The sequence below is a fragment of the Snodgrassella gandavensis genome (genome assembly GCF_914768025.1).
GTDB lineage: Bacteria > Pseudomonadota > Gammaproteobacteria > Burkholderiales > Neisseriaceae > Snodgrassella > Snodgrassella gandavensis.
In genome coordinates this window covers 83720-108760 of record NZ_CAJZCE010000006.1, presented here as the reverse complement: position 1 = coordinate 108760, position 25041 = coordinate 83720, and the positions used below count along the sequence as shown (strand labels likewise).

The window sequence follows — 25041 nt, the reverse complement described above, 5'->3', positions numbered from 1 at the left end:
GGTTTATCCTGTTCTTATCTGGCAGCTCGGTTAGCTACCCATGTTTTTGCTACGCTACGCACTTGTGCATCCAGCCGTAGAAGCTCCTCTATGGATGATGCAGATTGCCCACTGAAATGTTGCAGACAACTGTCTACCACTGATGCCAGTTCGGTAAAGCAAATGAACCCATCCAGAAAGGCACCCACTGCAATTTCATTGGCCGCATTCAGTATACAGGAGCTGGCAGCGTGGCTGCTATGCAATACATCATAAGCCAGTTTGAGGCATGGAAAACGGACAAAATCTGGTGCCAGAAAGTTTAAGCCACTTAAACGGGTAAAATCCAGCTTTTTAACTCCTGAGTCAATTCTGTCTGGTAATCCAAGACAATGTGCAATCGGAATACGCATATCCGGCTCACCCATTTGTGCCAGCACTGAACCATCTATGTAGCGTACCATACTGTGTATCACACTTTGCGGATGGATAACTACTTCCAGCCGTTCGGCAGCGGCATTAAATAACCAGCGCGCCTCGATCAATTCTAGCCCCTTGTTCATCATGCTGGCTGAATCAACGGAAATTTTGCGTCCCATTTGCCAGTTGGGATGACGTATCGCGGCTTCTGGGGTAATGGCAGCAAAATCTGCCAGTGGGGTATGCAGGAAAGGGCCGCCTGATGCAGTTAAAATCAGCGAAGCCACTCCGGCCTGCTCCAAATCACCCTGATAATCAGCCGGCAAAGCCTGAAAAATGGCGTTGTGTTCACTGTCAACCGGTAACAGACGTGCACCATTTTGCTGTACAGTTTGCATAAATAATGCACCGGCAACTACCAGTGTTTCTTTGTTTGCCAGATAAATGATTTTACCTGCTTTGGCTGCGGCCAGAGTAGGCTTTAGCCCAGCAGCACCGACGATAGCAGCCATAACTGCATCAGTTTCAGTAGCCTGAGCGACATCACATAAAGCCTGTTCACCGAATAATACTTCGGTTGTCACTGCTGCTGCCTGTAATTGTACCTGTAAAATATTTGCCTGTGCTGCTGAGGCGACTACAGCATAAACCGGCTGAAAACGAATACATAATTCGGCCAGACGATCAATTTGCTGGTATGCAGTCAGCGCGAAAACAGCAAACCGTTCGGGATGGCGGGCAATAACATCCAGAGTACTCAGGCCAATACTTCCGGTAGCCCCCAGGATGGTTATGGACGTTGGATTACAACCACTCATCAGGAAATCACTTTACTAAAACAGGCCACTAAGGCTGCATAAACGCTTAGTACGGCAATCAGAGAATCTACCCGGTCAAATACTCCGCCATGGCCGGGTAAAAGCTGGCTGCTGTCTTTTACACCGCCAGCACGCTTAAGCCAGCTTTCCAGTAAATCACCACAAACACTCACAGCAGTCAGGATCACCGCCAGACATAGGTTTTGCCACCAGGGCAAGGTAATGGGTAGCCAACCTTGCTGTTGCAGAACAACTGTATAGATAGCAACACAGATAACAGCGCCAATGGCACCTTCCCAGCTTTTATTGGGGCTGATTGTCGGTGCCAGCTTTCGTTTACCCACTGCCCTGCCGACAAAATAGGCTGCAATATCGGCAATCCACACCAGTGCCATAATGGATAGCAGAGCAGTAGCTGCTGCGGTATCTGGCCGCAGGGATATTAAAGCCTGCCAGAAAGGTACCATTAACAGCCAGCCAATCAGAATACCAAACAGGTTTGCCCTGATTTTCCATTTAAATTTTAGCCAGACTGGCACGATAATCAGCCAAAACAGTAGTACTGTTATCTGTATCCACAGCGGTAATGCAGTCTGCTGATAATAGAAATAAAGACAATAGCCACCTGCAGCACTCAGTAGCAGATAGAGGGCGTTCTGGATGCTAGAGAAATGAACAATACGGGCGTATTCCCATAACGCCAATAATGCGATCAGACCGCTGAAAGCAGTCCATAAACTATTGCTGGCCCCAAACAACATACCTATCATTAGGGGCAATAAAACCAGAGCAGTGAGAATACGTTGTTTGAGCATAAAATCAGGGACGCTGTTGGGTAAGAGGCAACTGCTCCGAAGTTCTGCCAAACCGTCGCTCCCGCACCTGATAGGAGCGGATAGCAGTGTCTAGCTGGGATTCGTCAAAGTCAGGCCACAAAACCGGCGTGAAATACAATTCGGTATAAGCCAGTTGCCATAAAAGAAAGTTACTGATGCGGGTTTCACCACCAGTACGGATAAACAGATCCGGCTCCGGAGCATCACCAAGTGACAGATACGGTAGAATACTGGTCTCAGTCAGCTCGGTGGCACCAGCCGCAATAGCTTGATTGGCTGCCTGCAAAATATCCCAGCGGCCACCATAATCGGCTGCGATTGTGAGCGTAAGGCCAGTATTAGCGGCTGTTAATGCTTCGGCTTCTTCAATACCACGTACGATTTCTGCTGCAAAACGGCTACGATCGCCAATAACACGCAGACGCAGGTTATTTTTATGCAGTCTTTGTACCCGTTTTTGCAATGATTGCAAAAACAGGTTCATGAGAAAATTAACTTCATCAACTGGGCGACGCCAGTTTTCGGTAGAAAAAGCAAAGACAGTCAGATACTCTACGCCCATACGAGCGCAATTGGCTGTCATTTCTTCTAGCATTTCCAGACCTTTTTTATGCCCCATGATACGCGGCATAAAACGCTTTTTAGCCCAGCGTCCGTTACCATCCATGATAACGGCTATGTGACGCGGAATTTCAGTGTGATCAGGTACGCTTTGGGTACTGCTGGTAGTCAAAACACATCCTTTACGTCAATTAAAAAGTTTAGATTGCCATCAGATCGGCCTCTTTGGTGGCCAACATTTTATCAATTTCAGCAATGTATTTATCGGTAAGTTTTTGAATGCCCTCTTCGCCACGGTGTGCTTCATCCTCACTGATTTCCTTGTCCTTGAGCAGACGTTTGAGGTCATTATTGGCATCACGACGGACATTACGGACTACTACCCGGCCATCTTCCACTTCGCCACGGACTACTTTTATCAAATCCTTACGCCGCTCTTCAGTGAGCATTGGCATTGGCACCCGAATTAAATCACCCATGGCCGCTGGATTCAAACCCAGATTGGAGTTGCGGATTGCCTTTTCGATAACGGCAGCCATTTTGCTTTCATAGGGTTTAACCCCAATGGTGCGTGCATCCAGCAAAGTTATGCTGGCAACCTGACTAACTGAAACCATGCTTCCGTAGTATTCTACTTCTACCTGATCAAGTAATCCGGTATGCGCGCGTCCTGTGCGGACTTTAGACAGATTATCGCGCAATACTTCAAGGGATTTCTGCATTTTGGTTTCAGCGGTGTGTTGAATTTCGTTAATCATGAACATTCCTGTCTGAACTGGTTGCATTTATTTCAATTTTTTCGAAATTTTTGCTACCAGAAAATGGCAAACGCGCATACTAACGCAGTTATACGCGTCACCACAAGTTTAGTTAAGCACTCTGGTGGGTTTTATACGTGAACCAATGTACCTTCGTCCTCACCCATAATGACATTTTTCAGTGCGCCTGGTTTGAATATACCAAATACTACGATATTCAGTTTCTGCTCGCGGCATAAAGCAAATGCGGTAGCATCCATCACCTTGAGGTTCTGGCTAATCGCTTCATCAAAGGTAATCTCTTGATAACGTCTAGCCTCAGGATTGGTTTTGGGGTCGGCAGTATACACACCATCTACATTGGTAGCTTTTAACATAATATCACAATTCATTTCCACACCACGCAAGCTAGCTGCTGTATCGGTGGTAAAAAATGGATTACCAGTTCCTGCCGCGAAAATCACCACCTTGCCTTCTTCCAGATACTGAATGGCTTTGGGACGAGCATAGGTTTCTGCAACCTGCTGCATACTCAGGGCAGACTGAACTCGGGCTTTAACCTGCTGGGTTTCAAATGCCTCTTTCAAGGCCAGCGCATTCATCACCGTTGCCATCATGCCCATGTAATCGGCTGTTGCGCGTTCCATGCCTTTGGCTGACTGTGCCATGCCACGAAAGATGTTACCACCACCAATAACAATGGCTACTTCTACGCCCATCTCGACCACTTCCTTGACCTGTGCGGTGATTTGCATAATGGTATCACGATTGATACCAAATGCATCTGGCCCCATTAGAGACTCACCGGATAGTTTCAATAATACACGTTTGTATTTAGCTGGTTTAGTCATGATCATTCTTTCTGTCAGTTTGCCATTAGATAATTAACAGCTATTACTATAATTTTCAATGGATAAGGATGGGAACTTTTATTTCAGTTATCTCAACCGGAGCAAACAGATAACTCAAAAAAAAGCACCCTGATTCAGTATCCTGAATCCAGAGTGCCCGTGGCATTAACTGCCTTATACTTTAGAAGCAGCAGCGACTTCAGCAGCGTAATCTACTTCTTTTTTCTCAATCCCTTCGCCAACGTGGAAAGCAACAAAACGGCTTACTTCCGCATTCTGTTCTTTCAGGAATTTTTCCACAGTCTGATCAGGATTGATAACAAACTGCTGTCCCAGCAGGGTTACTTCAGCCAGAAACTTCTGTACGCGGCCTTCAACCATTTTTTCAATGATGTTTGCCGGTTTACCGGAAGCTGCTGCCTGTTCTTCATAGATGTGGCGTTCTTTAGCCACAATTTCCGGATCCACTTCAGCAGCAGAAACACATTGTGGCTTGGAAGCAGCAATATGCATTGCCACCTGACGGATAGCCTGAGTATCACCACCTTTATGCTCAACCAGTACACCGATTTTGGTACCGTGCATATAGGTAACCAGACTGTTGTCGGTTTCAATGCGTTCGAAGCGACGTACGGTAATGTTTTCACCCAGTTTGGCAATAACGGCTTTACGTGCTTCTTCAATAGTTACGCCGTCATCTGTTTTGGCTTCAGCCAGAGCTTCCAGAGTAGCAGGGTTATGTACGGCAACAGCTTTGGCCACAGCCTGAGCAAATGCCATAAAGCTGGCATCTTTGGCTACGAAGTCAGTTTCACAGTTAATTTCGGCAACGGCACCTACTTTGCCATCCACATAATCAGCAACTACGCCTTCTGCCGCAGTACGGCCGGCTAGTTTGCCAGCTTTGGCACCGGATTTGATGCGCAGAATTTCTTCTGCTTTTTCCATGTTACCTTCGGCTTCTACCAGTGCTTTTTTGCATTCCATCATGCCCAAACCGGTAGCAGCACGCAAATCACCTACCATTTTTGCAGTAATTGCAGCCATGTTTTACTCCTTAAACTTGTTTACGCTCAGCCGGACGGATATCAGGCTGAAAATTGTTTCAAAAAAAGGGGCACTGACGTCCCCTTCTTTTACAAAGATGCGAGATAACTGATTACTCAGCAGTAGCTGCAGCCTGTTTTTCTTCAGCAGCCTGAGCAGCCTGAACCACTTCCTGTAAAGACTGAGCCTTACCTTCCAGAATGGCATCAGCAATACCACGGCAATACAGACGGATTGCCTTGGCTGAGTCGTCATTACCCGGAATCACGTATTTAACGTCGTCAGGGCTGTTGTTGGTATCAACGATAGCGATAACCGGAATACCCAGCTTGGCTGCTTCTACCAGTGTACCTTTCTGATAGCCGGTATCGATAACAAAAATCGCATCCGGCAAGCCTTTCATGTCTTTGATACCGCCCAAAGAACGTTCCAGCTTAGCTACTTCGCGCTGCATTTCCAGCACTTCTTTTTTACCATAACCGGCTTCAGTGGCATTTTGCAGCGCTGCGGTTTTTTCTTCCAGACGTTTGATAGACTGTTTTACGGTTTTGTAGTTGGTAAGCATACCGCCCAGCCAGCGATGATCCACGTAAGGAGCACCAGCACGGGTTGCTTCTTCTTTAACGATATCACGTGCCTGGCGTTTGGTACCTACAAACAGAACCGTACCTTTGTTGGCAGCCAGACGGCGCACAACATCCTGTGCTTCTACAAACAGCGGCAGGGTTTTTTCCAGATTGATAATATGGATTTTGTTACGCGCACCGAAAATATACTCAGCCATTTTCGGGTTCCAGTAACGAGTCTGGTGACCAAAGTGTACGCCTGCTTCCAGCATCTGGCGCATGGTAATTTGTGACATAATTCGATCCTTAAAGGGTTAAAGCCTGACACCGCCACGCATAGAACTCTGCAATAGAGCACCCTTTCGCGTACGATGCGAGCGTTACTAAAATTTTTTACCGAGGTAAAACCATGGAATAATACAGGAAAAAATACATCTTCACAAGTATAGCAATCCATACTTTCTTATTCCATTGTCTAAAACCATTGTATATAAATTTGTTAGTTTAAATCCATGACTACTCACTCAGATAAACCACAATTACGGCAACTATTGCGCCAACGCAGGAAAGCATTAAGCCAAGAAACGCGTCGATTAGCGACCAAGAAAATCAACTGCCTCTTATACCCATTTATCCGTCGCCAGAAACGTATAGCCGTATATTGGGCTGTTGGGAGTGAATTATCCTTATGGCCATTAATCGTAACGGCACAAAAACGCGGCGCTCAGGTTTATTTGCCTTATATTGAACCTAAAAAACGCCAGCTATGGTTTACGCTCTGCCCTCGTTTGCCTCGCCGTCACGCTACTGTTCGTTATCTGAGCTTGCATCACCAGAATACTGGCAAGCATAAAATACCTCAGTTTAATGGATGCAAAATCAGAGCGCGCTATTTACATACTCTGCTGATACCTCTACTTGGCATAGATTATCAGGGTAATCGACTGGGACAAGGTGGCGGCTATTATGATGCAACTTTGGCAAAATTTCGCTATCGTCAGCCATTAGTGGTAGGTGCTGGTTTTAGCTGCCAGCAAGTGGATACAATTAAGTCAGAAGACCATGATATTAATATACCTATATTTGTCAGTGAAAATGGCTGCCAATACCTCAACTGCCAGCAAAATTAATGATCACTGACTCACAACTATGTAAAAAATATATTTGTATTGAAGTACGATATAAAATTTTACGCGTTTTGATTAATCTGTAGGGTGCCATTTTGAAATAATCGGCTTAGTGCTTATATTTTTATTATAAATAAGCTTAAAGTCCCTGCTTTATTGTAGAAAAATAAATATAAATTCTGAGTTAGAATATATTGAATTTCATATAATTATAACGCAATATGCCAATAAACTTAGCGGAAATAGATTCACTCATGCTATACATTATTCTACTCTAAGACAAGTGACGATAATTTGAAACATAGCTATATTTGCTACCTATGCCTCAAATGAGTATAACAATAAGGATTGGAAATTCTGTATTAGATACAGAGAATTTATCCATGTAAGAAATAAAGCACTTTTTTGGGTTATTCGTTTTATTTTTGCTATAGCGACAATATTTTTTGAGCAATCTGCTTTTGCTAAGAGGAAACGTTGGATTACAAATTCTTCTTTACTAAAAAATGCTTTTACTGTTTTCGAGCCATTATCCAACCAATTACACATAAAACAAGAAGAAATAATATAACATCCGTTATCCCATAAACCCTCGCTTCTTTGTTATATTAATCAATAAATTCTGTTTTCAAACCTTGCAAACGATACAAATTGTTAAAAAAACAATTATCGCCAGCAATAATGTCAAAATAAAAGCAATGGTGAAACTAAAAATTAATGCTTTTACTCGTACTTTATCTTCGTCAACGGTAAATTGTTGGCGTAAAGTAAAATAGCTAATCATGGTAACAATCAATACAAAATCGAATAAAAAGCAATAATTACGACATCACGTTCTAAAGATTCTGTAGCAATACCAAGAAAGAAATTTAAAATGAAGAATACATATAAAAGATTTTTTTGTAGGCCTGATAAATCGCATACCAGTGCAACGCTATTGCTGAATTAATAAAAATTACAACCAGATTTGCTATCTGATTAAAAGGATTAAGTAAGATTATACGAATAATTATTGATGCAAGAGAATTTACCGGAATATACGGCTTTAGCTTTGTCTAATTAAAAACGGTAGCGTCAACAAAAAATTCCCGTCCAATCAAAAAAGTGGTATCAAGCAGCCAATAAAACAGCATAAAAAAGAACGATAATTTGAAAAAGGTGGGGTTCATGTATTTTTTCTTATGGTAACAATTTGGTGAATTAATTATTGATATCCATAATCAACAACTTTAATTTCGTGTTGATTTCACTGTAAGCAAATTTTTTATTGAGCCAATGAGTCATCATGCCATTTGATATTATGAATCTGCTAACTGGATATTTTGTATATTAATTGCAGGCCTGACTTTGAAACCTAGTTTGTAGGGAGAATTTCCCTTTATACATTGAACTTAGCCTCAGCCATTAAACACATAGCGTATTAAACCACTTCAATCGGATACTGGCACTTTCTTCATCCAGATAATAGAAAATCAATGTTTTATTTTAAAATTCAATGATATAAATTAGATAAGATTTTCATGTTATTGCTGAAATATTAGGATTACGAGGCTAATACAAATAAATTTCGTATCAAATCTAACTGGTTATACTATCTGTTAACATCAAATATTATCATCTAAGTACGTAAATATTGTTGGCGTGGCTACTGCTAATACCGAATAGTCTTACATCAAAATAGATTCTTGCAGTTAACTGAAAGAATCTATTTTATTTATAAGCTCAGAAAATAAATTATATTTGGGTAAATATCTGTTCTATCGGCAGACGCGATTTCGGACGGCTGGCATTACTGTCATTAGCTGCACGATAACCGAGACTTACCACCAGAATGCTTTTTAAACCTTGTTGTTTTAATTCTAAAATATCATCCATTTTCTCGTCATCAAAACCTTCGATCGCCGTTGAATCAATGCCAATGGCCGCAGCAGCAAATAATAGCTGTCCCAGTACAATATATAACTGTCTGCTTTCCCATTCGAGCTGAGCTTGTGACGTAGTGCTGTTTTTATTTACGAAAAAATGGCGACCCTTATCCATCATTTCCTTGATTTCATCTTCTCCAAAACGCCCGTCTTTTTCTTCCTGAGCCAGCACAGTTTGTAAATGCTGTTCGTCCAGTGGTGTTTTGGCACAAAATATCAGGGTATGAGATGAATCTGCTATTCGTGGATGATTTATTTCCATTATTGCCGGCATGATTCTGGCACGTGCTGCATCATTATCCACGACAAAGAAATGCCAGGGTTGTGCATTTACTGAAGAAGGACTGTTTCTGATAACTTCGAATAATTGCGCCAATTGCTCAGCCGGAATTTTTCTGGTTTTATCATAATGCTTGGTGGTATAACGCTGTCTGGAAATATCGGCAATGTTCATGATTGGATTCCTGTTATTGTCTACAATATTGATATGACAATTCAAATTATTGAATTTATAGAGGAATAATATTTGTGATAGTTTCGTCAGTATGACTACTCATGGAAACAAATATCACCATTGCATATTACTTATATAAATTCAAAAGTCACATTGTCATATCTGATAATGATAGTATTGCATTTCTGTAACTTTTTTTACCAGTACCTATTGTGTAAAAAAATATTGGCTTTAATCCATACTGGCTATGGGCATCTGATATCAATCATTTTTGTTGACGATAAAAGCTAAGGTATATCAAACGAAAATACGGCAATTCACGCGTGATGGATTTATTGCTGTTGCAGTTTAATTTTTTGCTGGCATTGATAACAATAAGCTTTTCCACCGAATATATTTTTATGATTCCAGCAATAGTAAGCGGCGCTGGCGGTAATATCTTTATGACAGGCAATACAAAAGTAACGGCGAGCCGTTTTACTCTGAGTTTCAGTTTGTGATTGTGCCTCAGCAATAGGCTGAGCAAATTTATTGGTTAAATGATTCAAGCCAAAATAGCCTAACCAGTCATATTGTGCCGGTTGATGCTGCTGCACTAGCTGGCAGGCAAATTTATGCAGACTGGTACGCGGTATTGTGCGGACAAATCTGAATATACCCAAACTTTTGCTTAACTGGTGTACTTTTGTTTGCAACTGCTCATTTTTAATAACGCTATCCAGTTCTGGCATAGAAATTTTAGGACGCCGGATATAGGCATCATTGGAAACGAGTATCAGACTGTATATTGATGGTCGTAGCCGCCAGCCGAAACAGCTGGGCAACTGAATCAGATTTGTCTGCAATAGTTTGCTCAGTAAGGTGATATGGCGCTGGTTCTGTTCCAGTGGCGAAGGCATACCTTGTCCTTTGCCTTTATACATGCGTGAAAATTCACCCAGTTCGTTGATAATCAGTCCACCAGCTATTCTTTTGCTTTCACATACAAATATTTGCAGATGGCGGTTAATCAGTATATGGTCTATTTGTGCCACTTTACCCTGATATTGCAACCTCAAATCGTTAATAACTACCCAATCAGGGTGATTGTCAAAATGAAATCGCAACTGATAGGCAGATTCTGTTTCACCTTTAACACCTGCTCGAATTAATCGTATTTTTTGCTCAATACTTTGGCGTGTCTGTTGCGCCAAATCAGGCCATTGCAATAGCTGCTCTAGTGCCTCCAAATCTTTGTTTCTGCTATCAGCCTCTTTGATAATCATTTTTTTCAGTCAATTTTAATAATTTATCTGGAAAATTTTTCAGTAATGTCCGGCCTGAAATTGCATTATATTGAAAGTAAATGTATCCATGATAAACATGGGGCATTTATTATAATAAAGTCTGCAATCTGTGAAATCCACCATAAAAGCTGTGTTTTACAGACTGGATTTAACCACAAGGTTTTTTGTCTGTTTAACCATATATGACCAGCAGTCTGGCTCATTGCCTATTATCAGGGACATATAAAATCACTAGGTAACAGGCGTAAAAAAACCGCTGTTATCAGCGGTTTTTCAAAATCTGGTGCCCAGGGACGGACTCGAACCGTCACACCTTGCGGCGGGGGATTTTGAGTCCCCTGCGTCTACCAATTTCGCCACCTGGGCTAGCGAAGAAAACGGCATTATAACGGATTTTCCGATGTTGTAAAGAATTTTTTTATGGTTAAAAATTTTTTTTAATTATTTCCGGTTAAAATATTGATTTTATTTTTGGATTTTTTTATATTTTACTTATTAATTAGAGCTAAAAATCTGTATAGTATTGTTATCTGAACATTATAAATGTGCAATTTTTGTATTATTAATAAATTTATGCTTAAAATCCAATCTTTTCTGGCTGTAATGATATCTGCACTGATGCTGGGAGCATGCCAGCCACAGCCGGCAGCTTCTGCGGCACAAGCGGCAAGCACAAATGCTGTCGAGCCAAAGCAATACAGTTTTGAAGGCAGCGATGTACGTGATGCAGGCCTTGGTGGCAAAAATTTTTCTTTGCTGGGTGCGAATGGAAAAACAGTACATTTGCGTGATTTTCAGGGTAAAGTGGTAGCTTTGGTATTTGGCTATACTCACTGCCCTGATGTCTGTCCAACCAATCTGCTTGCCTATGCAGATGCAATAAATCAACTGGGGGAAAAGGGTAAACAGGTACAGGTATTATTTATTACTGTAGACCCTCAGCGTGACACGCCACAGGTTATGACGGCTTATGCATCCGCTTTTAATCCGGACTTTATTGGTTTAACTGTAGACAAACAGCAAATGGAAGCGCTTAATAATGTCATCGGTCAATATAAAATCGCTGTACACAAAGTAGCTGGCCGTAGCTCAAATGAATATTTAATTGACCACAGCACAGGTACTTTTTTGCTAGATAAACAGGGACATACCGTGGTTTATGAACCACACAGCCAGACGGCCACTCAATTGACCCATGACATAAAACAATTGTTAGATTAAAATTATTTAATTAATATTTTTATATTTTACGAAAATTTATTTTTACCCAATAATAAATTTATAGCTTAAAAAAGTTTTACTTTTCCTCTATACTGAAAAAAAATGACTGCACAATTAACCATAGCGTTATCCAAAGGTCGAATTTATGAAGAAACTCTGCCATTACTGGCAGCAGCGGGCATTCATGCAATTGAAGATCCGGAACAATCACGCAAACTGATTATTAATACGAATCATGAAAATATCCGTTTAATTATTGTTCGCGCAACAGATGTGCCAACATATGTGCAATATGGCGCGGCAGATTTTGGAATTTCCGGAAAAGATGTTTTAATTGAACATGATGGCGATGGGCTATATCAGCCTCTGGATTTAAATATTGCCCGATGCCGGATGATGGTGGCGGTACGCAAAGGCTTTAATTACGTGGCAGCTTCGCAGCCTGGTTGCCGTTTACGGGTAGCCAGTAAATACCCGAATATTGCTGCCGAGCATTTTGCCGCTAAGGGTGTGCATATCGATTTGATTAAACTGTATGGTTCGATGGAACTGGCTCCTCTGGTAGGATTAGCCGATGCAATCGTCGATCTGGTTTCTACAGGTAATACATTACAGGCAAATAATCTGCATGCAGTGGAACATATTGTGGATATTTCCAGTCAGCTGGTGGTAAACAAGGCGGCTTTAAAGCTGAAATATGCAGCCATACAACCCATTATTGATGTTTTTGCTCATGCAAAAAATCAACCAATTTAAACTTATTTATATTGAATAGGAACTCTTTAAATGACTACAGAAAATTCGGCCAAACTGGCAGTACTCATTGATGCAGATAATACTTCAGCCAGTACTGTGGAATCTTTACTGGAAGAAATTGCGAAATATGGCATTGCCAGTGTTAAACGTATTTATGGCGACTGGAGTAGTGGCTTGTCCAAATGGAAAGACGCACTATTACCACATGCGATTACCCCGGTGCAGCAGTTCGCTTACACCAAGGGGAAAAATGCCACTGACATGGCTATGGTCATTGATGCGATGGATTTATTGTACAGTAATACTTTTGATGGTTTCTGTATTGTCTCCAGCGATAGTGACTTTACCCGTCTGGCTTCACGTATTCGCGAAAATGGCCTGACCGTGTATGGCTTCGGGCAGAAAAAAACGCCAGAATCATTCCGCAAAGCCTGCGACAAATTTATTTATACTGAAAATCTGCTCAGCCATACTACGATAGAAATCGGTGAAGACAAAACCCAAACACCAATTTTCCGCAATAAACGCAAAAGCCCAGCCGAGCTGAAACAGGATACAGCACTAATAAATCTGTTCCGTAATGCGGTGAAGGAACATGCTGATGATGAGGGTTGGACATCACTGGGTGTGGTTGGCCAATATATCAACAAGGTAAATTCTGATTTTGATGCGCGCAATTATGGCTATACCAAACTTTCCTATCTGATTAATGCCATCGATATTTTTGAAACTCAGATGCATGGTAATCATTTATGGCTACGTCTGAAAAAACGCAATAATAATCTTGCTCCGAAAACAGAAAGCAAGTCTTATGCACCGGTTGGTGAACAAGCGGCTTTTCAGCAGAACAATGATGCACCGCTGGTAATTACCATTCCGGCAGTCTCTACAGCAATGCCGGCAGAAAAGGTCAGCGTAACCATTGAACCGGAAGAGAAAAAGAAAGATAAAGAACCGCTGCTGGTACAAGTTGAAACTCAGGAACCGGAATTTACCAGTTACGATAAAACGCGTGAAGACCAGACCAAGCGCGGTCGTGGACGTCCACGCAAAACCGTATTTGAAGCTACAGTAACCCCAGCCACCAGTGGCCGTGGTCGTGGTCGCCCGTCTAAATCTGCTTTCAATAGCCGTTCAGCCAAGCCCGGCCGCTCCAGTAACGAAACTTCCAGCCGACATCACTGGAATCGTCTGGTGCCAATGGTGCAGAAAGCTATTGAACGCACCTGTGATATCGAAGGCTGGGCAACAGTCAGCTCGGTTGCCCGTGAGCTGGTAACCAGCGATGGTGGCTTCAATGCCAGAGATTATGGCTTTGATAGTGCTAATAATGCCATTGCAGCCATCAGCAGTGAATGGGTAGACAGCCGCAAGGCCGGCCGTGGCTTACGGGTACGGGTAATTAAACCCTATGATGTTGAAGTAGATGGCAATACCATTCCGGCACATGAGCTGGCTGCCAAATCAATAACACCGGTTATTGATGAAGATGATGATAATTTTGGTAATAATCTTTAATTAATAATATCAGGATCGGGCAGCTTAGGCTGCCCGAAATACAAAGGTATGAAATATATTTCTACGCAGGATGCTGATTTTAAATCGCAGTTAACTGCACTACAGGCGTTTGAAACTGCACAGGATCCACAAGTGGATGCAGCCGTGGCCGCTATCTGTGCAGATGTACAGCAGCGTGGTGATGCTGCTGTAATCGAATACACCAATCGCTTTGACCATACGCAGGTTCAATCCATGGCTGAGCTGACTTTAAGTCAGGCAGATCTGGCCGCAGCCTTTGCCCGCCTGCCGGCGGATGTACAGATGGCTCTACAAACCGCAGCCAAACGGATTGAAAGCTATCATCTGCACCAGAAACAACAGTCTTGGCAGTATGAGGATGAAAACGGTACGCTACTGGGACAGCAGATTACTGCTCTGGATCGGGTAGGTATTTATGTTCCCGGTGGCAAAGCTGCCTATCCGAGCTCGGTAATGATGAATGCCATGCCAGCACATGTGGCTGGTGTGGCTGAAATTGTGATGGTTGTACCTATGCCTTATGGAGAACGTAATGATATCGTTTTGGCCGCAGCATATGTAGCCGGTGTAACACAGGTATTTACCATTGGCGGAGCACAGGCTGTAGCAGCACTGGCTTATGGTACACAGAGTATTGCTCAGGTTGATAAGATTACCGGCCCGGGCAACGCCTATGTTGCCGCAGCCAAACGGCGTGTATTTGGTGTGGTGGGTATTGATATGGTTGCCGGTCCAAGTGAAATTCTGGTTATTGCCGACGGCACTACTCCGGCTAAATGGGTGGCAATGGATTTATTCAGTCAGGCAGAACATGATGAAATTGCTCAGGCGATTCTAATTACTACCGATGCTGACTATGCGCGCGAGGTAGAAGCACAGATGCAGGCACTATTGGCACAAATGCCACGCAAAGCCATCATTGAAGCGTCACTGGCCAATCGCGGAGCCATTATTCAGGCACAGAATCTGGATGAAGCCTGTGAAATTGCCAATTATCTGGCACCTGAACATCTGGAATTATCGGTAGCCAACCCGCAAAATTGGACACCGAAAATTCGCCATGCAGGTGCAATTTTTATGGGACGGTATACCAGTGAAAGTCTGGGAGATTACTGCGCCGGCCCTAATCACGTCTTGCCAACCAGTCGCACCGCCCGCTTTGCTTCTCCTCTGGGCGTATATGATTTTCAAAAGCGTAGTAGCCTGATTCAGGTTTCTGCTCAGGGAGCCAGAGAGTTAGGCCAGATTGCCAGCATTCTGGCACATGGTGAAGGGCTGACGGCACATGCCCGTGCAGCGGAATTACGTATGGAATAAAAAATTTAATTGCTAATGCCAATGCTTTTTAAAAGCATTGGCATTTTTATATCTACCGTTTGCGTAATCGTTTTATTCCAAATGAGCTAAGTAGCGTTATTGAGCAGTTATCATATAATTTGCTATATACATTGATAATTAAAATATAAATCTTCCTGATACTGACTGACAGATACTGCTTACCATAAGTAAGCTGCTAAGATATTTATGCTATAAAAATATTTAATTGTAAATATTTTGAAAATTCAATTATTAACAGATAAACATTATGTAATGGCAATTGAATATAATTGCTATTATATATGACTATATAATGTATTTTGTCTGATATATTATCTTAGCGACAACGTATTTATGCCACATAAAAGGGATAACCATTTTAATAATCCCTGCTACCCAATTGACTGTATCATTTCTAGTACCTCTGCCATGCAGCTTTCTATTTTGGCGTATCGATACCAGCTCTTATCAAGCGCTACATTTGCACAGACTGCACAGATTTTATTTCAGATAAAATTGCATAGCGCTTTTTATTGGCTATTTTTTGAGCACAAACGTTAACACTGGTTCTAAGGATATTTAATTGTCTGTTACTAATCGTTAAGCAAAATAATTGTGTTAGTTCACTCATAGATAAATTGTAGGTTTATGAGCCAGCCATACCAATTGACTACAACTAATAGTGCTAACGAGCTTATTTCCTAAATCTGTAGCATAAAAATCCATATCTATATCAGGCAGATCAGATTTATACTGAGGCTAAAATCCAATACATTTCATGGTAAAGGAGCAGCTTATGCAGATTAAAGCACTGGATCATCTGGTATTAACCGTTAAAGATATTCAGGCGTCGTGCGCTTTTTTATGCCAATGTACTTGATATGCAGATAAGTACCTTCGCTGATAACCGCACTGCGCTGCATTTTGGTCAGATGAAAATTAATTTACACCAGCTAGGACATGAATTTGAGCCAAAAGCATAATATCCTACCCCGGGCTCAGCCGATTTGTGTTTTATGGTCGAAGAAACGCTGGATGATGTAATGGCCATCCTGCACCAGCATAATATTCCACTGGAACTAGAACCAAGCACCAGAACCGGTGCCTGTGGAAAAATCACTTCGCTTTATATTCGTGACCCGGATAATAATTTAATTGAGCTGGCAAACTATCCACATAAATGATAAGCGCCAATTAACTTCTGCCAAGTTATCCACAACTGGACAAAATCAATGCCAGTAACAGTGGTTCGGTATTTAATTGTGCTGCTGTTTTAGTCGTGGCTAGGAAGTTTCTCTAGTATTCAGATAAACAATAACGGTGGGCAGTGCCCACCGTTATGTCTGAAAAAGATTTAAATCCGTTCAGCCAGTTCCTGCGCTTTACCTACATATAATGCTGGTGTCAGTGCCAGTAACTGCGCTTTTGCTGTATCTGGAATAGCCAGTTGATTAATAAAGACCTGTAAGCTTTCGGGAGTAATGCCGTGTTTACCACGGGTAAGTTCTTTGAGCTGTTCATATGGGTTGGCTACGCCGTAGCGGCGCATGACTGTCTGAATCGGCTCAGCCAGTAATTCCCATGTGGCATCCAAGTCTGCGGCAAATGCGGCTGAATTGATTTCCAGCTTATTCAGGCCACGCAGATGGGCTGTTAGACCCAGTATGGTATAGCCAAAGCCCACACCCATGTTTCGTAGCACGGTACTGTCGGTTAAATCACGCTGCCAGCGCGAAACCGGCAGTTTTTCGGCTAGAAAACTCAGAATGGCATTGGCCATTCCCAGATTACCCTCTGAATTTTCAAAATCAATCGGATTGACTTTGTGTGGCATGGTAGACGAACCTACTTCGCCGGCTTTCACTTTCTGCTTAAAGTAACCAATAGAGATATAGCCCCAGATATCGCGGTTAAAATCAATCAGAATGGTGTTGATACGGCTGATGGTCTGGAAAAATTCTGCCATATAATCATGTGGTTCAATCTGAATGGTATAGGGATTGAAAGTCAGTCCTAGATTGTACTCAACAAAACGGCGGCAATGGCCTTCCCAGTCTATATCGGGATAAGCCACCAGATGGGCATTATAATTACCCACAGCACCATTGATTTTGCCCAGAAACTGCTGTTGCTGTATAGCCTGAATCTGGCGCTGTAATCGTGCCACCACATTGGCAATTTCTTTGCCAAGGGTACTGGGGGTAGCTGGCTGCCCATGAGTACGACACATCATCGGTAAAGCCGCATGGGTATGTGCCAGATTACGCAATACGGTTACCAGTTCGTTAAGCTTGGGCAACAATACTTCATCCCGCGCCTGTTTCAGCATCAAGGCATGTGACAGATTGTTGATATCTTCACTGGTACAGGAAAAATGAATGAACTCACTGACAGTCAGCACTTCTGGCACATTGGCAAAGCGCTGTTTCAACCAGTATTCTATGGCTTTAACATCATGATTGGTTGTTGCTTCAATGGCTTTAACTGCCTGAGCATCTTCGAGAGAAAAATCAGCAATGACGCGGTCAATCTCGGCAATGGTGGCCGCACTGAATGGTGGCACCTCGCTGATTCCTGCTTCGGCTGCCAGTGCTTTGAGCCAGCTCAGTTCTACCTGTACGCGCGCATGCATCAGACCATATTCGGAGAAAATCGGCCGCAGGTCGGCCACAGCCGGCGCATAGCGCCCATCCAGCGGGGACAGGGCAGATAACGGATTTATCATGTTTCTTCTACTTCCAGAGTTATAAAAAGACAAAATTCAGTTAACTATTTCACACAGTGTGAGGCGGTTAATCGGTAAAAAGCTGTAACGCTTGCTTACCCGGGTTGGGATAATCCAGTATCTGGCGCAAATTCTGCAAACGTTGCACTATGATTTGCGTAACGGCATTTGCCTGCTGCAACGCTGCATCATCACAATCAGAACGATTCTGCCCGAACAGCATGGCATCCAGCAGTTTACGTACATGCATGCTGTCGTGGCCATAAAAATCGACACCGATATCAGCCATACCGGCTTCATCAAAGAGAGTAGCCACCATACAGCTTTCTACTGTGGCCAGACCAAGGGCGCCGTCTTCGCCGCCCAGACGTCGGAACAGCGAATCAGCCGGAAAACCTCCACAGGCTAGAAAATAGGCGCGGTTAAAAACTGTATTGGTGGCCGTAATCATTTCAAAAGTACGCCAGACCAGAGCAAACTGCGCATGCTGGCGGTAATGTTCTGGAATATTGTGCCCGCTTACCGGCAAACGCAGCAAACCAGTCTGCGGACGAAAACGAAATACTGCACTGGCTGCCTGTAGCGCATGGGGCTGATAGGCATCATCGGCATCTAGAAAAGCAATATGGCTGCTGGCAGATAGCAGTGCAGCCCAGTTACGTGCCAATGCAGCCCCACGGTTAGTCGCCAGAAATTCTGCCCGAATCTGCTGTGGATAACGCTGCTGCCATTGCTGAATCAGGCTGGCAGTATTATCAGTAGAAGCATCATCAACCAGCCACAGGCAACCCAGTTCCGGCTGTACCAGCACACTTTTAATTGCCCGCGTCAGGGTGCTTTCTGCGTTGTAGCAGGGAATGATGACATCAATGCAGTTCATGCAACGTACCTTACAAAATTAAGGCTGCCCAGATACAACAGGCAGCCTTGTGACCCTTTATTTAAACACCTTGTTTCAGGCTGGCTTCGATAAAGCCATCAAGGTCGCCATCCATAACCGCCTTGATATTGCCGACTTCGTAGCCGGTACGCAAATCTTTGATGCGCGATGAATCAAATACGTAAGAACGAATCTGGTGCCCCCAGCCTACATCATCCTTACTGGCCTCGAGATTCTGTTTTTCTTCATTGCGGCGGCGCATTTCCAACTCAAACAACTTTGCCTTAAGCATATTCATCGCTTCTTCGCGGTTGCGATGCTGCGAACGGTCATTCTGGCACTGTACCACAATGCCGGTAGGTTCGTGCGTAATGCGCACGGCTGAATCGGTTTTGTTAATGTGCTGTCCGCCGGCACCAGATGCACGGTATGTATCTACGCGTAAATCTGCCGGATTGATTTCAACTTCAAAACTATCGTCCACCTCGGGATACACAAATACTGAAGCAAACGAAGTATGCCGTTTGTTATTGGAATCAAAAGGTGAATAGCGTACCAGACGATGGATACCAGTTTCAGTACGCAACAATCCATAGGCATACTCACCATCCAGCTTGATGGTAGCCCGGTTGACGCCGGCAATTTCACCCTCGTCTTCTTCGAGGATTTCTACCTTAAAGCCTTTGCGTTCGCCATAGCGCACATACATGCGCAGTAACATGCCTGCCCAGTCTTCTGCCTCTGTGCCACCGGCACCGGCAACAATATCAATAAAGCAGTTGTTGACATCGGCCGGCTGATTAAACATGCGTTTAAATTCTAGCTGTGCCACTTCTTCTTGCAAGGCAGTAATATCTGCCTGTACCGCAGCAAAGGCGTCGGCATCATTTTCTTCTACGGCCATTTGCAGCAGCATGCGATTATCTTCGATACCACTATGCAGGTGATCCAGCGTCAGTACAATGCCTTCGAGTACTTTGCGCTCTTTGCCCACTTCCTGCGCTTTTTTGGGGTCGTTCCACAACTCTGGGTCTTCTGACAAACCAATTACTTCTTCCAGACGGTCTTTTTTGCCAGCGTAGTCAAAGATACCTCCGTAAATCGTGACTGCGGGATGCCATATCATCCAGAATATTGTTTAACTGATTAATCCGCTCTGCTTCCATGATGTTCTCTTAGCCAGGTATTTGAAAATAGGCGCGTATTATAACAGAAGCTGCCATGGCAATCAGGCCACTTTTAAAGCGGCCTGAAGGATGACATATCATGGTTTGATACTGAATTTTACCCGTTTACGTTACGCGGGGATAAAGCTGTCAGCCGGTACAATAAATAGCGCAGCACAATTCCATAAGTAGGCAGAAAGAAAAGTGCGGCAACACTGATTTTAAAAGCATAATCTGTCAGGGAAATCTGTAACCAGTTGGCTGCCATAAATGCATCCGGGGAATGATAAAACGCCACGGCAAAAAACAGTAATGTATCGACAGCACTGCCCAGAACAGCAGAGGCACTGGGTGCCGGCCACCAGCGCTGACATTGCCGCAGCCGATTAAATACCAGAATATCCATCAGTTGGCCGACAACATAAGCAGCAAAACTGGCCAGTGCAATCCGTGCCACGAATAAATCAAAATGGCTTAATGCCGCCCAGCCCATCCAGTGGCCATCCTGAAACAGCACGGAAATGGCATAGGAAAACAGCAATGAAGGCAGCATTACCCAGAAAATAATCCGTCTGGCTAAGCCAGAACCAAAAATCCGTACAGTTAAATCCGTAGTAAGAAAAATAAACGGAAAGGTAAAAGCTCCCCAGGTATTGTGCAAACCGAACAAGGTAAAGGGAAACTGTACCAGATAATTACTGGCCACAATCACCAACATGTGCCAAAAACTGAGCCAGCGCAACGCTTTATGGCGCTGTGCAGCAGAAAATTCATACATATTTGTTCCTATCAATCAACCAGCCACTATCACATCAGGTAGCGCAAACCACATCAATGCGCTGAATCTGGCAAAAGGTATAGCAATGCAATGTGCGGCTATTATTTCACCTGAAACTGGAATAAACGCTGTACGGCCATATCGCTATAGCGCGTATCCGCTTCACCGTAATTGGCATACGGATGGATGGCAATACCGCCACGCGGCGTAAATTCACCATATACTTCAATATATTTTGGCTGCATCAGGGCAATCAGGTCTTTCATGATAATGTTGACACAATCTTCATGAAAATCACCATGATTGCGAAAGCTGAACAAATATAGTTTTAAAGATTTACTTTCCACCATGCGCAAACGCGGCAGATAATTGATATAAATGGTGGCAAAATCCGGCTGGCCGGTTTTCGGGCACAGGCTGGTGAATTCGGGACAGATAAATTTAACGAAATAATCGTTATCGGGATGTTGGTTGTCAAAGGCTTCCAGCAGCTCAGGCGCATAATCACTACGGTATTCCGTATGCTGATTACCCAGTAAGCTCACCGTGCCCAGATCATTTTGTGCACGCATATAGTTGATTTCCTAGTTTTTTAATGTGGGAGGTTTACGAACCACAGGATGGACGATTATACCGGAAATTTACTTGGGGTTAAAATCACGGTTGCAAGGTTTTAATTACTATGCAAAGACAACAAAATGGTTTTTATTAATATATTATTCCAATAATATGTACAAATCAGGCATAAAAAATGATTATCTGCCATATAAATTAATATTTGAGCAATAATATAGCTATGCGAAAGTTTAATCCTTGCTTTTTAAGCATATTCATTATAGCCTGATAGGTAAATCATTTAAATTTAGAATAATAGTGTTAAACAGGAATTATTATGAATCAGGTTGCATCTCGCCCAATAGATGACGTTAGAATTAAAGAAATTAAAGAACTGTTGCCACCTATTGCCCATTTATATGAATTGCCCATCACGGAACAAGCTTCTGAAGTAGTACATAATACACGCGACGAAATTGCTGCGCTGGTGCATGGCAAGGACAAGCGTTTACTGGTCATTATCGGCCCTTGCTCTATCCATGATCCAGCAGCCGCACTGGAATATGCACAACGGCTGAATGTGTTACGCAAAAAATATGCTAAAGAATTATTAATTGTGATGCGGGTTTATTTTGAAAAACCGCGTACCACCGTAGGCTGGAAAGGTTTTATCAATGATCCGCGTATCGATGGTTCCTACGATATTAACTATGGCCTGCGTCTGGCTCGCAAACTGTTGCTAGAACTGAACAACATGGGCATGCCGGCAGCTACCGAATTTCTGGACATGATTACTCCGCAGTATTTTGCCGACCTGATTTCCTGGGGCGCAATCGGTGCTCGCACCACGGAAAGTCAGGTACACCGCGAGCTGGCTTCTGGTCTAAGCTGTCCGGTAGGCTTTAAAAACGGCACAGATGGCAATCTGAAAATTGCCATTGATGCCATTGGCGCTTCCAGCCATCCACATCATTTCCTTTCCGTGACCAAAGCAGGCCATTCAGCCATTGTGCGCACCAGTGGCAATCCGGATTGTCACATCATCCTGCGTGGCGGGAAAACACCCAATTATAGCCATGAATATGTGCAGGCAGCAGTGAATGAACTGAACAAACATCAGGTAACAGCTAACTTGATGATTGATTGCAGCCATGCCAATAGCTGCAAGGATTACCGCCGGCAAATGGAAGTGGCACAGGATATTGCCGCCCAGATTCAGGCCGGTGAGCAGCACATTATGGGGGTGATGGTAGAAAGCAACCTGATGGCCGGAAGACAGGACAAGCCGGAAAATTATGGCCAGAGTATCACCGATGCCTGCATTGGCTGGGAGGAAACAGAAAGCATGCTTGCCTTACTGGCACAGGCTGCACAGGTGCGTCAGCAAAAATAATTTAGTATCGATACCGGAGAGTGTGCAAAAGCCGATTTTTTTTGCTGATATAGTCTTACTCAAAAATATCCCCGCTGCCTGCGGGGATATTTTTATCGTACGGATTTAAAGCTGAGTAAATGCTGGCGAGTGGCCAGCCATGCACCTAACATACCCAATCCACAAACCACCAGCAAAATGGCCAGCACTTCCCAGAGATTGAAAAAACGCCAGACAACATGCACCCCATATGGCTGCAAAATAGCACTGAGTAAGGGCTGAGTCTGATAGTTGAGCCAGTAACACAATCCAATACTGATGGCCGTAGCCAGGAGGCTTTGCCAGATAGCCAGATACAAGAATGGCCGACGGATAAAAGATGCCGGTGCTCCTAACAGCTTGGTGATTTCGATTTCTTCACGGTGGCTGAGAATCTGCAAGCGAATGGTGTTATAGGCCACCAGAGCAAACGCCAGCCCCAGTGTAATGGCCAGAAACCACAACAGGTGATGGACAAACTGATTAATCTGATACAGGGTTTGCATCCATTCAGTGTCCATTTTCACACTTTCTACCATTGGTAGCTGTGCGAGCTGAGTCTGTAATGCGGCCAGCTCCTCTGGTGTATCCACTTGTGGAGTAACGGTAAATGCGTCCGGCAAAGGATTGCTGTCAAGCATTGAAATCAGGTCCTGATTACCCATACTGCGCTGTAACTCTTCTAGCCCCTGCTGTTTACTTACAAACACCACTTTTTCTAGCAGCTTATTGCCACGCAAGGCTTTTTCAACAGCCTGATTGTCGCTGGCCTTGGCATCAATCTGCATATACAGGGTCATGGTAGGCACCTCATCCATCTGTCCCAGTACCTTCTGCCCACTCTGCACCCCGAGATATAAAGCCAATGGTAAAGTCATGGCAATTGCCAGCATGAGTAACACCAGCAAGGTTGCAACCGGCTGGCGCAGCAACTGGCGCAGTGCTTTACAACCTGCCTCTTTATGTAGTGAAATAAACTGATTCATGCGTATAACCTGCCTTCCTGCAAGCGGATGATACGGTGCCCATAATCAGCCATTAATGTTTCATCATGTGCGGCCACCATTACCGTGGTGCCTGCTTCATGAAATGTTTTGAACAGTTCCATGATATCCAGTGCATAGGCTCTGTCCAGATTAGCCGATGGTTCATCAGCAATCAGTAAGCTGGGCTGGTGTACAATTGCACGGGCAATACACAAGCGCTGCTGCTCACCACCAGACAGGGTAATCGGATCAGCCAGCTCACGCCCGCCCAATCCAACTTTCTCAATGGCCACCCGAGCCCGGCGCTCTGCCTGTTTGCGCTCATAACCGGTAATACGCAGCGGTAACATCACATTTTGTAACACATTGCGGTCAAACAGCAATTTATGGTCCTGAAACACAATACCGATATGCTGGCGCAAATAGCCGAGTTGGTTGTCATTCAGGCGCCCTAAATCCTGATTATTCAGCCACACTTTACCCTTGGTTGGTTTAACAATACCGCTAATCAGTTTAAGAATGGTTGATTTGCCTGCACCAGAATGGCCGGCAATAAAAATCATCTCACCTTTGTTGATAGAAAAACTGAGGTTTTTCAGTGCGGTAAAACCGCCCGGATATGTTTTCGAAACCTGCTCAAAACGAATCATCTGTATATGTCCGTTTGTTATATGAATATTGGCCAATTATACCGCAGCATACAGCCAAAGAAAGCCTGTACCTGTTCAGTATCGCCAGTTCGCGGTATGCTACTCTATTAATTAATCAGTATCCGTACGCAAACGAGGAAAGTACAATGCAACCGATTACCATGTATACCACGGGTGTATGCCCTTATTGCCAGATGGCCAAAGCATTACTCAAACAGAAAGGCGTAACCGATATTAATGAAGTCCGCATTGATACCGACCCACAAATCCGTGAACAGATGATGCAGCGCACTGGCCGTCGCACTGTACCGCAGATTTATATTGGTGAAGTACACGTTGGTGGCTTTGACGATTTGAATGCTTTGAATCAAGCAGGTAAACTAGACACTCTGCTGGCAGGCTAAGCACGTACTATCCCCTTTTCTCCTT

General features: G+C 43.6%; 24 protein-coding genes, 1 tRNA gene and 1 riboswitch. Of the genes, 8 read left to right on the top strand and 17 right to left on the bottom strand.

The genetic code is table 11. The annotated features are described in order from the left end of the window. Positions 1–14: 14 nt before the first annotated feature. The 7 genes from ispC to rpsB form a co-directional block, all read right to left on the bottom strand. Positions 15–1217: a 1-deoxy-D-xylulose-5-phosphate reductoisomerase gene (ispC, locus tag MJ764_RS06370; protein ID WP_239325646.1), complete on the bottom strand. Its 1203-nt coding sequence runs from the start codon at positions 1215–1217 to the stop codon at positions 15–17. Beyond that, positions 1217–2032: a phosphatidate cytidylyltransferase gene (locus tag MJ764_RS06365; RefSeq protein WP_239325677.1), complete on the bottom strand. Its 816-nt coding sequence runs from the start codon at positions 2030–2032 to the stop codon at positions 1217–1219. Before MJ764_RS06365 ends, ispC begins: the two co-directional genes overlap by 1 nt. Positions 2033–2036: 4 nt before the next feature. After that, the gene (locus MJ764_RS06360) at positions 2037–2786 is read right to left on the bottom strand and encodes an isoprenyl transferase (RefSeq protein WP_100137966.1); all 750 of its coding nucleotides are present in this window, start codon (positions 2784–2786) and stop codon (positions 2037–2039) included. Between the two features lie 28 nt (positions 2787–2814). Continuing rightward, the gene (gene frr / locus MJ764_RS06355; RefSeq protein WP_100137967.1) at positions 2815–3372 is read right to left on the bottom strand and encodes a ribosome recycling factor; all 558 of its coding nucleotides are present in this window, start codon (positions 3370–3372) and stop codon (positions 2815–2817) included. A 131-nt stretch (positions 3373–3503) separates the two neighbouring features. Continuing rightward, entirely contained in the window at positions 3504–4223 is a 720-nt protein-coding gene (pyrH, locus tag MJ764_RS06350) for a UMP kinase (protein ID WP_239325644.1), read from the bottom strand. A gap of 174 nt (positions 4224–4397) precedes the next feature. Further along, positions 4398–5270: a translation elongation factor Ts gene (gene tsf / locus MJ764_RS06345; protein WP_239325642.1), complete on the bottom strand. Its 873-nt coding sequence runs from the start codon at positions 5268–5270 to the stop codon at positions 4398–4400. 112 nt (positions 5271–5382) lie between these two features. Next, the gene (rpsB, locus tag MJ764_RS06340) at positions 5383–6132 is read right to left on the bottom strand and encodes a 30S ribosomal protein S2 (RefSeq protein WP_239325641.1); all 750 of its coding nucleotides are present in this window, start codon (positions 6130–6132) and stop codon (positions 5383–5385) included. Positions 6133–6348: 216 nt separating this feature from the next. Here rpsB and MJ764_RS06335 point away from each other — a divergent pair, with 216 nt between their 5' ends. Next, positions 6349–6966 (top strand): 5-formyltetrahydrofolate cyclo-ligase, encoded by a 618-nt coding sequence (locus MJ764_RS06335; RefSeq protein WP_239325639.1) that lies wholly within the window; start codon positions 6349–6351, stop codon positions 6964–6966. A gap of 1731 nt (positions 6967–8697) precedes the next feature. Here the strand turns inward: MJ764_RS06335 and nfsB are convergent. The 3 genes from nfsB to MJ764_RS06320 form a co-directional block, all read right to left on the bottom strand. Next, positions 8698–9342, bottom strand: a complete 645-nt coding sequence (gene nfsB, locus MJ764_RS06330; RefSeq protein WP_239325637.1) for an oxygen-insensitive NAD(P)H nitroreductase — start codon at positions 9340–9342, stop codon at positions 8698–8700. A gap of 332 nt (positions 9343–9674) precedes the next feature. Beyond that, a complete protein-coding gene (locus MJ764_RS06325) occupies positions 9675–10607 on the bottom strand; it encodes a nuclease-related domain-containing protein (protein WP_239325635.1) in 933 nt (310 codons plus the stop codon). Between the two features lie 302 nt (positions 10608–10909). Further along, positions 10910–10994: transfer RNA gene (locus MJ764_RS06320), tRNA-Leu, on the bottom strand. A gap of 207 nt (positions 10995–11201) precedes the next feature. Here MJ764_RS06320 and MJ764_RS06315 point away from each other — a divergent pair. The 5 genes from MJ764_RS06315 (at position 11202) to MJ764_RS06290 (ending at position 16645) form a co-directional block, all read left to right on the top strand. Then, entirely contained in the window at positions 11202–11849 is a 648-nt protein-coding gene (locus tag MJ764_RS06315) for an SCO family protein (RefSeq protein WP_239325633.1), read from the top strand. A gap of 102 nt (positions 11850–11951) precedes the next feature. Further along, positions 11952–12605 (top strand): ATP phosphoribosyltransferase, encoded by a 654-nt coding sequence (gene hisG / locus MJ764_RS06310; protein ID WP_239325632.1) that lies wholly within the window; start codon positions 11952–11954, stop codon positions 12603–12605. A gap of 30 nt (positions 12606–12635) precedes the next feature. After that, positions 12636–14123, top strand: coding sequence for an NYN domain-containing protein (locus MJ764_RS11630; protein ID WP_420853936.1), 1488 nt, complete (start codon positions 12636–12638; stop codon positions 14121–14123). A 48-nt stretch (positions 14124–14171) separates the two neighbouring features. Then, complete coding sequence (hisD, locus tag MJ764_RS06295; RefSeq protein WP_239325630.1) at positions 14172–15461, top strand: histidinol dehydrogenase; 1290 nt, start codon at positions 14172–14174, stop codon at positions 15459–15461. Between the two features lie 1016 nt (positions 15462–16477). Further along, a complete protein-coding gene (locus MJ764_RS06290; protein ID WP_239325629.1) occupies positions 16478–16645 on the top strand; it encodes a VOC family protein in 168 nt (55 codons plus the stop codon). A 170-nt stretch (positions 16646–16815) separates the two neighbouring features. Here MJ764_RS06290 and purB read toward each other — a convergent pair whose 3' ends face one another. From purB to queF, 5 genes are all read right to left on the bottom strand, one after another. After that, positions 16816–18186 carry an adenylosuccinate lyase gene (purB, locus tag MJ764_RS06285; RefSeq protein WP_239325627.1) on the bottom strand — a complete coding sequence of 457 codons (1371 nt, stop codon included), beginning with the start codon at positions 18184–18186 and terminating at the stop codon, positions 16816–16818. A gap of 67 nt (positions 18187–18253) precedes the next feature. Next, the gene (locus MJ764_RS06280) at positions 18254–19066 is read right to left on the bottom strand and encodes a glycosyltransferase family 2 protein (protein WP_239325626.1); all 813 of its coding nucleotides are present in this window, start codon (positions 19064–19066) and stop codon (positions 18254–18256) included. 61 nt (positions 19067–19127) lie between these two features. Then, positions 19128–20232, bottom strand: a protein-coding gene (gene prfB, locus MJ764_RS06275; RefSeq protein ID WP_100090345.1) for a peptide chain release factor 2 whose coding sequence is annotated in 2 segments (ribosomal slippage) — positions 19128–20150 and positions 20152–20232 — 1104 coding nt in all. Because the reading frame shifts where the segments join, the coding sequence is not laid out codon by codon here. A gap of 118 nt (positions 20233–20350) precedes the next feature. After that, on the bottom strand, positions 20351–21010 hold the full coding sequence (locus MJ764_RS06270) for a 7-cyano-7-deazaguanine/7-aminomethyl-7-deazaguanine transporter (protein WP_239325624.1): 660 nt from the start codon (positions 21008–21010) through the stop codon (positions 20351–20353). A gap of 101 nt (positions 21011–21111) precedes the next feature. Continuing rightward, on the bottom strand, positions 21112–21582 hold the full coding sequence (gene queF, locus MJ764_RS06265) for a preQ(1) synthase (RefSeq protein WP_239325623.1): 471 nt from the start codon (positions 21580–21582) through the stop codon (positions 21112–21114). 6 nt (positions 21583–21588) lie between these two features. Further along, positions 21589–21633, bottom strand: a riboswitch (PreQ1 riboswitch). Positions 21634–21902: 269 nt separating this feature from the next. On the opposite strand from queF, the gene aroG reads away from it, so the two are divergent. Next, on the top strand, positions 21903–22958 hold the full coding sequence (aroG, locus tag MJ764_RS06260; RefSeq protein WP_239325621.1) for a 3-deoxy-7-phosphoheptulonate synthase AroG: 1056 nt from the start codon (positions 21903–21905) through the stop codon (positions 22956–22958). Positions 22959–23050: 92 nt separating this feature from the next. Here aroG and ftsX read toward each other — a convergent pair whose 3' ends face one another. Together ftsX and ftsE are read right to left on the bottom strand one after the other, a co-directional pair. Continuing rightward, complete coding sequence (gene ftsX / locus MJ764_RS06255) at positions 23051–23962, bottom strand: permease-like cell division protein FtsX (RefSeq protein WP_239325620.1); 912 nt, start codon at positions 23960–23962, stop codon at positions 23051–23053. Then, a complete protein-coding gene (gene ftsE / locus MJ764_RS06250) occupies positions 23959–24612 on the bottom strand; it encodes a cell division ATP-binding protein FtsE (protein ID WP_239325619.1) in 654 nt (217 codons plus the stop codon). The genes ftsX and ftsE overlap by 4 nt, the downstream gene beginning before the upstream one ends. Before the next feature lie 146 nt (positions 24613–24758). Between ftsE and grxC the strand changes: the two genes are divergently transcribed. Beyond that, positions 24759–25016, top strand: a complete 258-nt coding sequence (gene grxC, locus MJ764_RS06245; RefSeq protein WP_239325617.1) for a glutaredoxin 3 — start codon at positions 24759–24761, stop codon at positions 25014–25016. The last annotated feature ends 25 nt before the right edge of the window (positions 25017–25041 follow it).

What these genes read in the sequence shown, in the direction of transcription:
- aroG (WP_239325621.1), top strand. Translation starts at nt 21,903, where the DNA reads ATGAATCAGGTTGCATCTCGCCCAATAGATGACGTTAGAATTAAAGAA.
- MJ764_RS11630 (WP_420853936.1), top strand. Translation starts at nt 12,636, where the DNA reads ATGACTACAGAAAATTCGGCCAAACTGGCAGTACTCATTGATGCAGAT.
- ftsX (WP_239325620.1), bottom strand. Translation starts at nt 23,962, where the DNA reads ATGAATCAGTTTATTTCACTACATAAAGAGGCAGGTTGTAAAGCACTG.
- MJ764_RS06290 (WP_239325629.1), top strand. Translation starts at nt 16,478, where the DNA reads ATGGTCGAAGAAACGCTGGATGATGTAATGGCCATCCTGCACCAGCAT.
- frr (WP_100137967.1), bottom strand. Translation starts at nt 3,372, where the DNA reads ATGATTAACGAAATTCAACACACCGCTGAAACCAAAATGCAGAAATCC.
- queF (WP_239325623.1), bottom strand. Translation starts at nt 21,582, where the DNA reads ATGCGTGCACAAAATGATCTGGGCACGGTGAGCTTACTGGGTAATCAG.
- pyrH (WP_239325644.1), bottom strand. Translation starts at nt 4,223, where the DNA reads ATGACTAAACCAGCTAAATACAAACGTGTATTATTGAAACTATCCGGT.
- MJ764_RS06270 (WP_239325624.1), bottom strand. Translation starts at nt 21,010, where the DNA reads ATGTATGAATTTTCTGCTGCACAGCGCCATAAAGCGTTGCGCTGGCTC.
- hisG (WP_239325632.1), top strand. Translation starts at nt 11,952, where the DNA reads ATGACTGCACAATTAACCATAGCGTTATCCAAAGGTCGAATTTATGAA.
- MJ764_RS06280 (WP_239325626.1), bottom strand. Translation starts at nt 19,066, where the DNA reads ATGAACTGCATTGATGTCATCATTCCCTGCTACAACGCAGAAAGCACC.
- MJ764_RS06365 (WP_239325677.1), bottom strand. Translation starts at nt 2,032, where the DNA reads ATGCTCAAACAACGTATTCTCACTGCTCTGGTTTTATTGCCCCTAATG.
- MJ764_RS06335 (WP_239325639.1), top strand. Translation starts at nt 6,349, where the DNA reads ATGACTACTCACTCAGATAAACCACAATTACGGCAACTATTGCGCCAA.
- hisD (WP_239325630.1), top strand. Translation starts at nt 14,172, where the DNA reads ATGAAATATATTTCTACGCAGGATGCTGATTTTAAATCGCAGTTAACT.
- rpsB (WP_239325641.1), bottom strand. Translation starts at nt 6,132, where the DNA reads ATGTCACAAATTACCATGCGCCAGATGCTGGAAGCAGGCGTACACTTT.
- MJ764_RS06325 (WP_239325635.1), bottom strand. Translation starts at nt 10,607, where the DNA reads ATGATTATCAAAGAGGCTGATAGCAGAAACAAAGATTTGGAGGCACTA.
- grxC (WP_239325617.1), top strand. Translation starts at nt 24,759, where the DNA reads ATGCAACCGATTACCATGTATACCACGGGTGTATGCCCTTATTGCCAG.
- ispC (WP_239325646.1), bottom strand. Translation starts at nt 1,217, where the DNA reads ATGAGTGGTTGTAATCCAACGTCCATAACCATCCTGGGGGCTACCGGA.
- MJ764_RS06315 (WP_239325633.1), top strand. Translation starts at nt 11,202, where the DNA reads ATGCTTAAAATCCAATCTTTTCTGGCTGTAATGATATCTGCACTGATG.
- tsf (WP_239325642.1), bottom strand. Translation starts at nt 5,270, where the DNA reads ATGGCTGCAATTACTGCAAAAATGGTAGGTGATTTGCGTGCTGCTACC.
- purB (WP_239325627.1), bottom strand. Translation starts at nt 18,186, where the DNA reads ATGATAAATCCGTTATCTGCCCTGTCCCCGCTGGATGGGCGCTATGCG.
- nfsB (WP_239325637.1), bottom strand. Translation starts at nt 9,342, where the DNA reads ATGAACATTGCCGATATTTCCAGACAGCGTTATACCACCAAGCATTAT.
- ftsE (WP_239325619.1), bottom strand. Translation starts at nt 24,612, where the DNA reads ATGATTCGTTTTGAGCAGGTTTCGAAAACATATCCGGGCGGTTTTACC.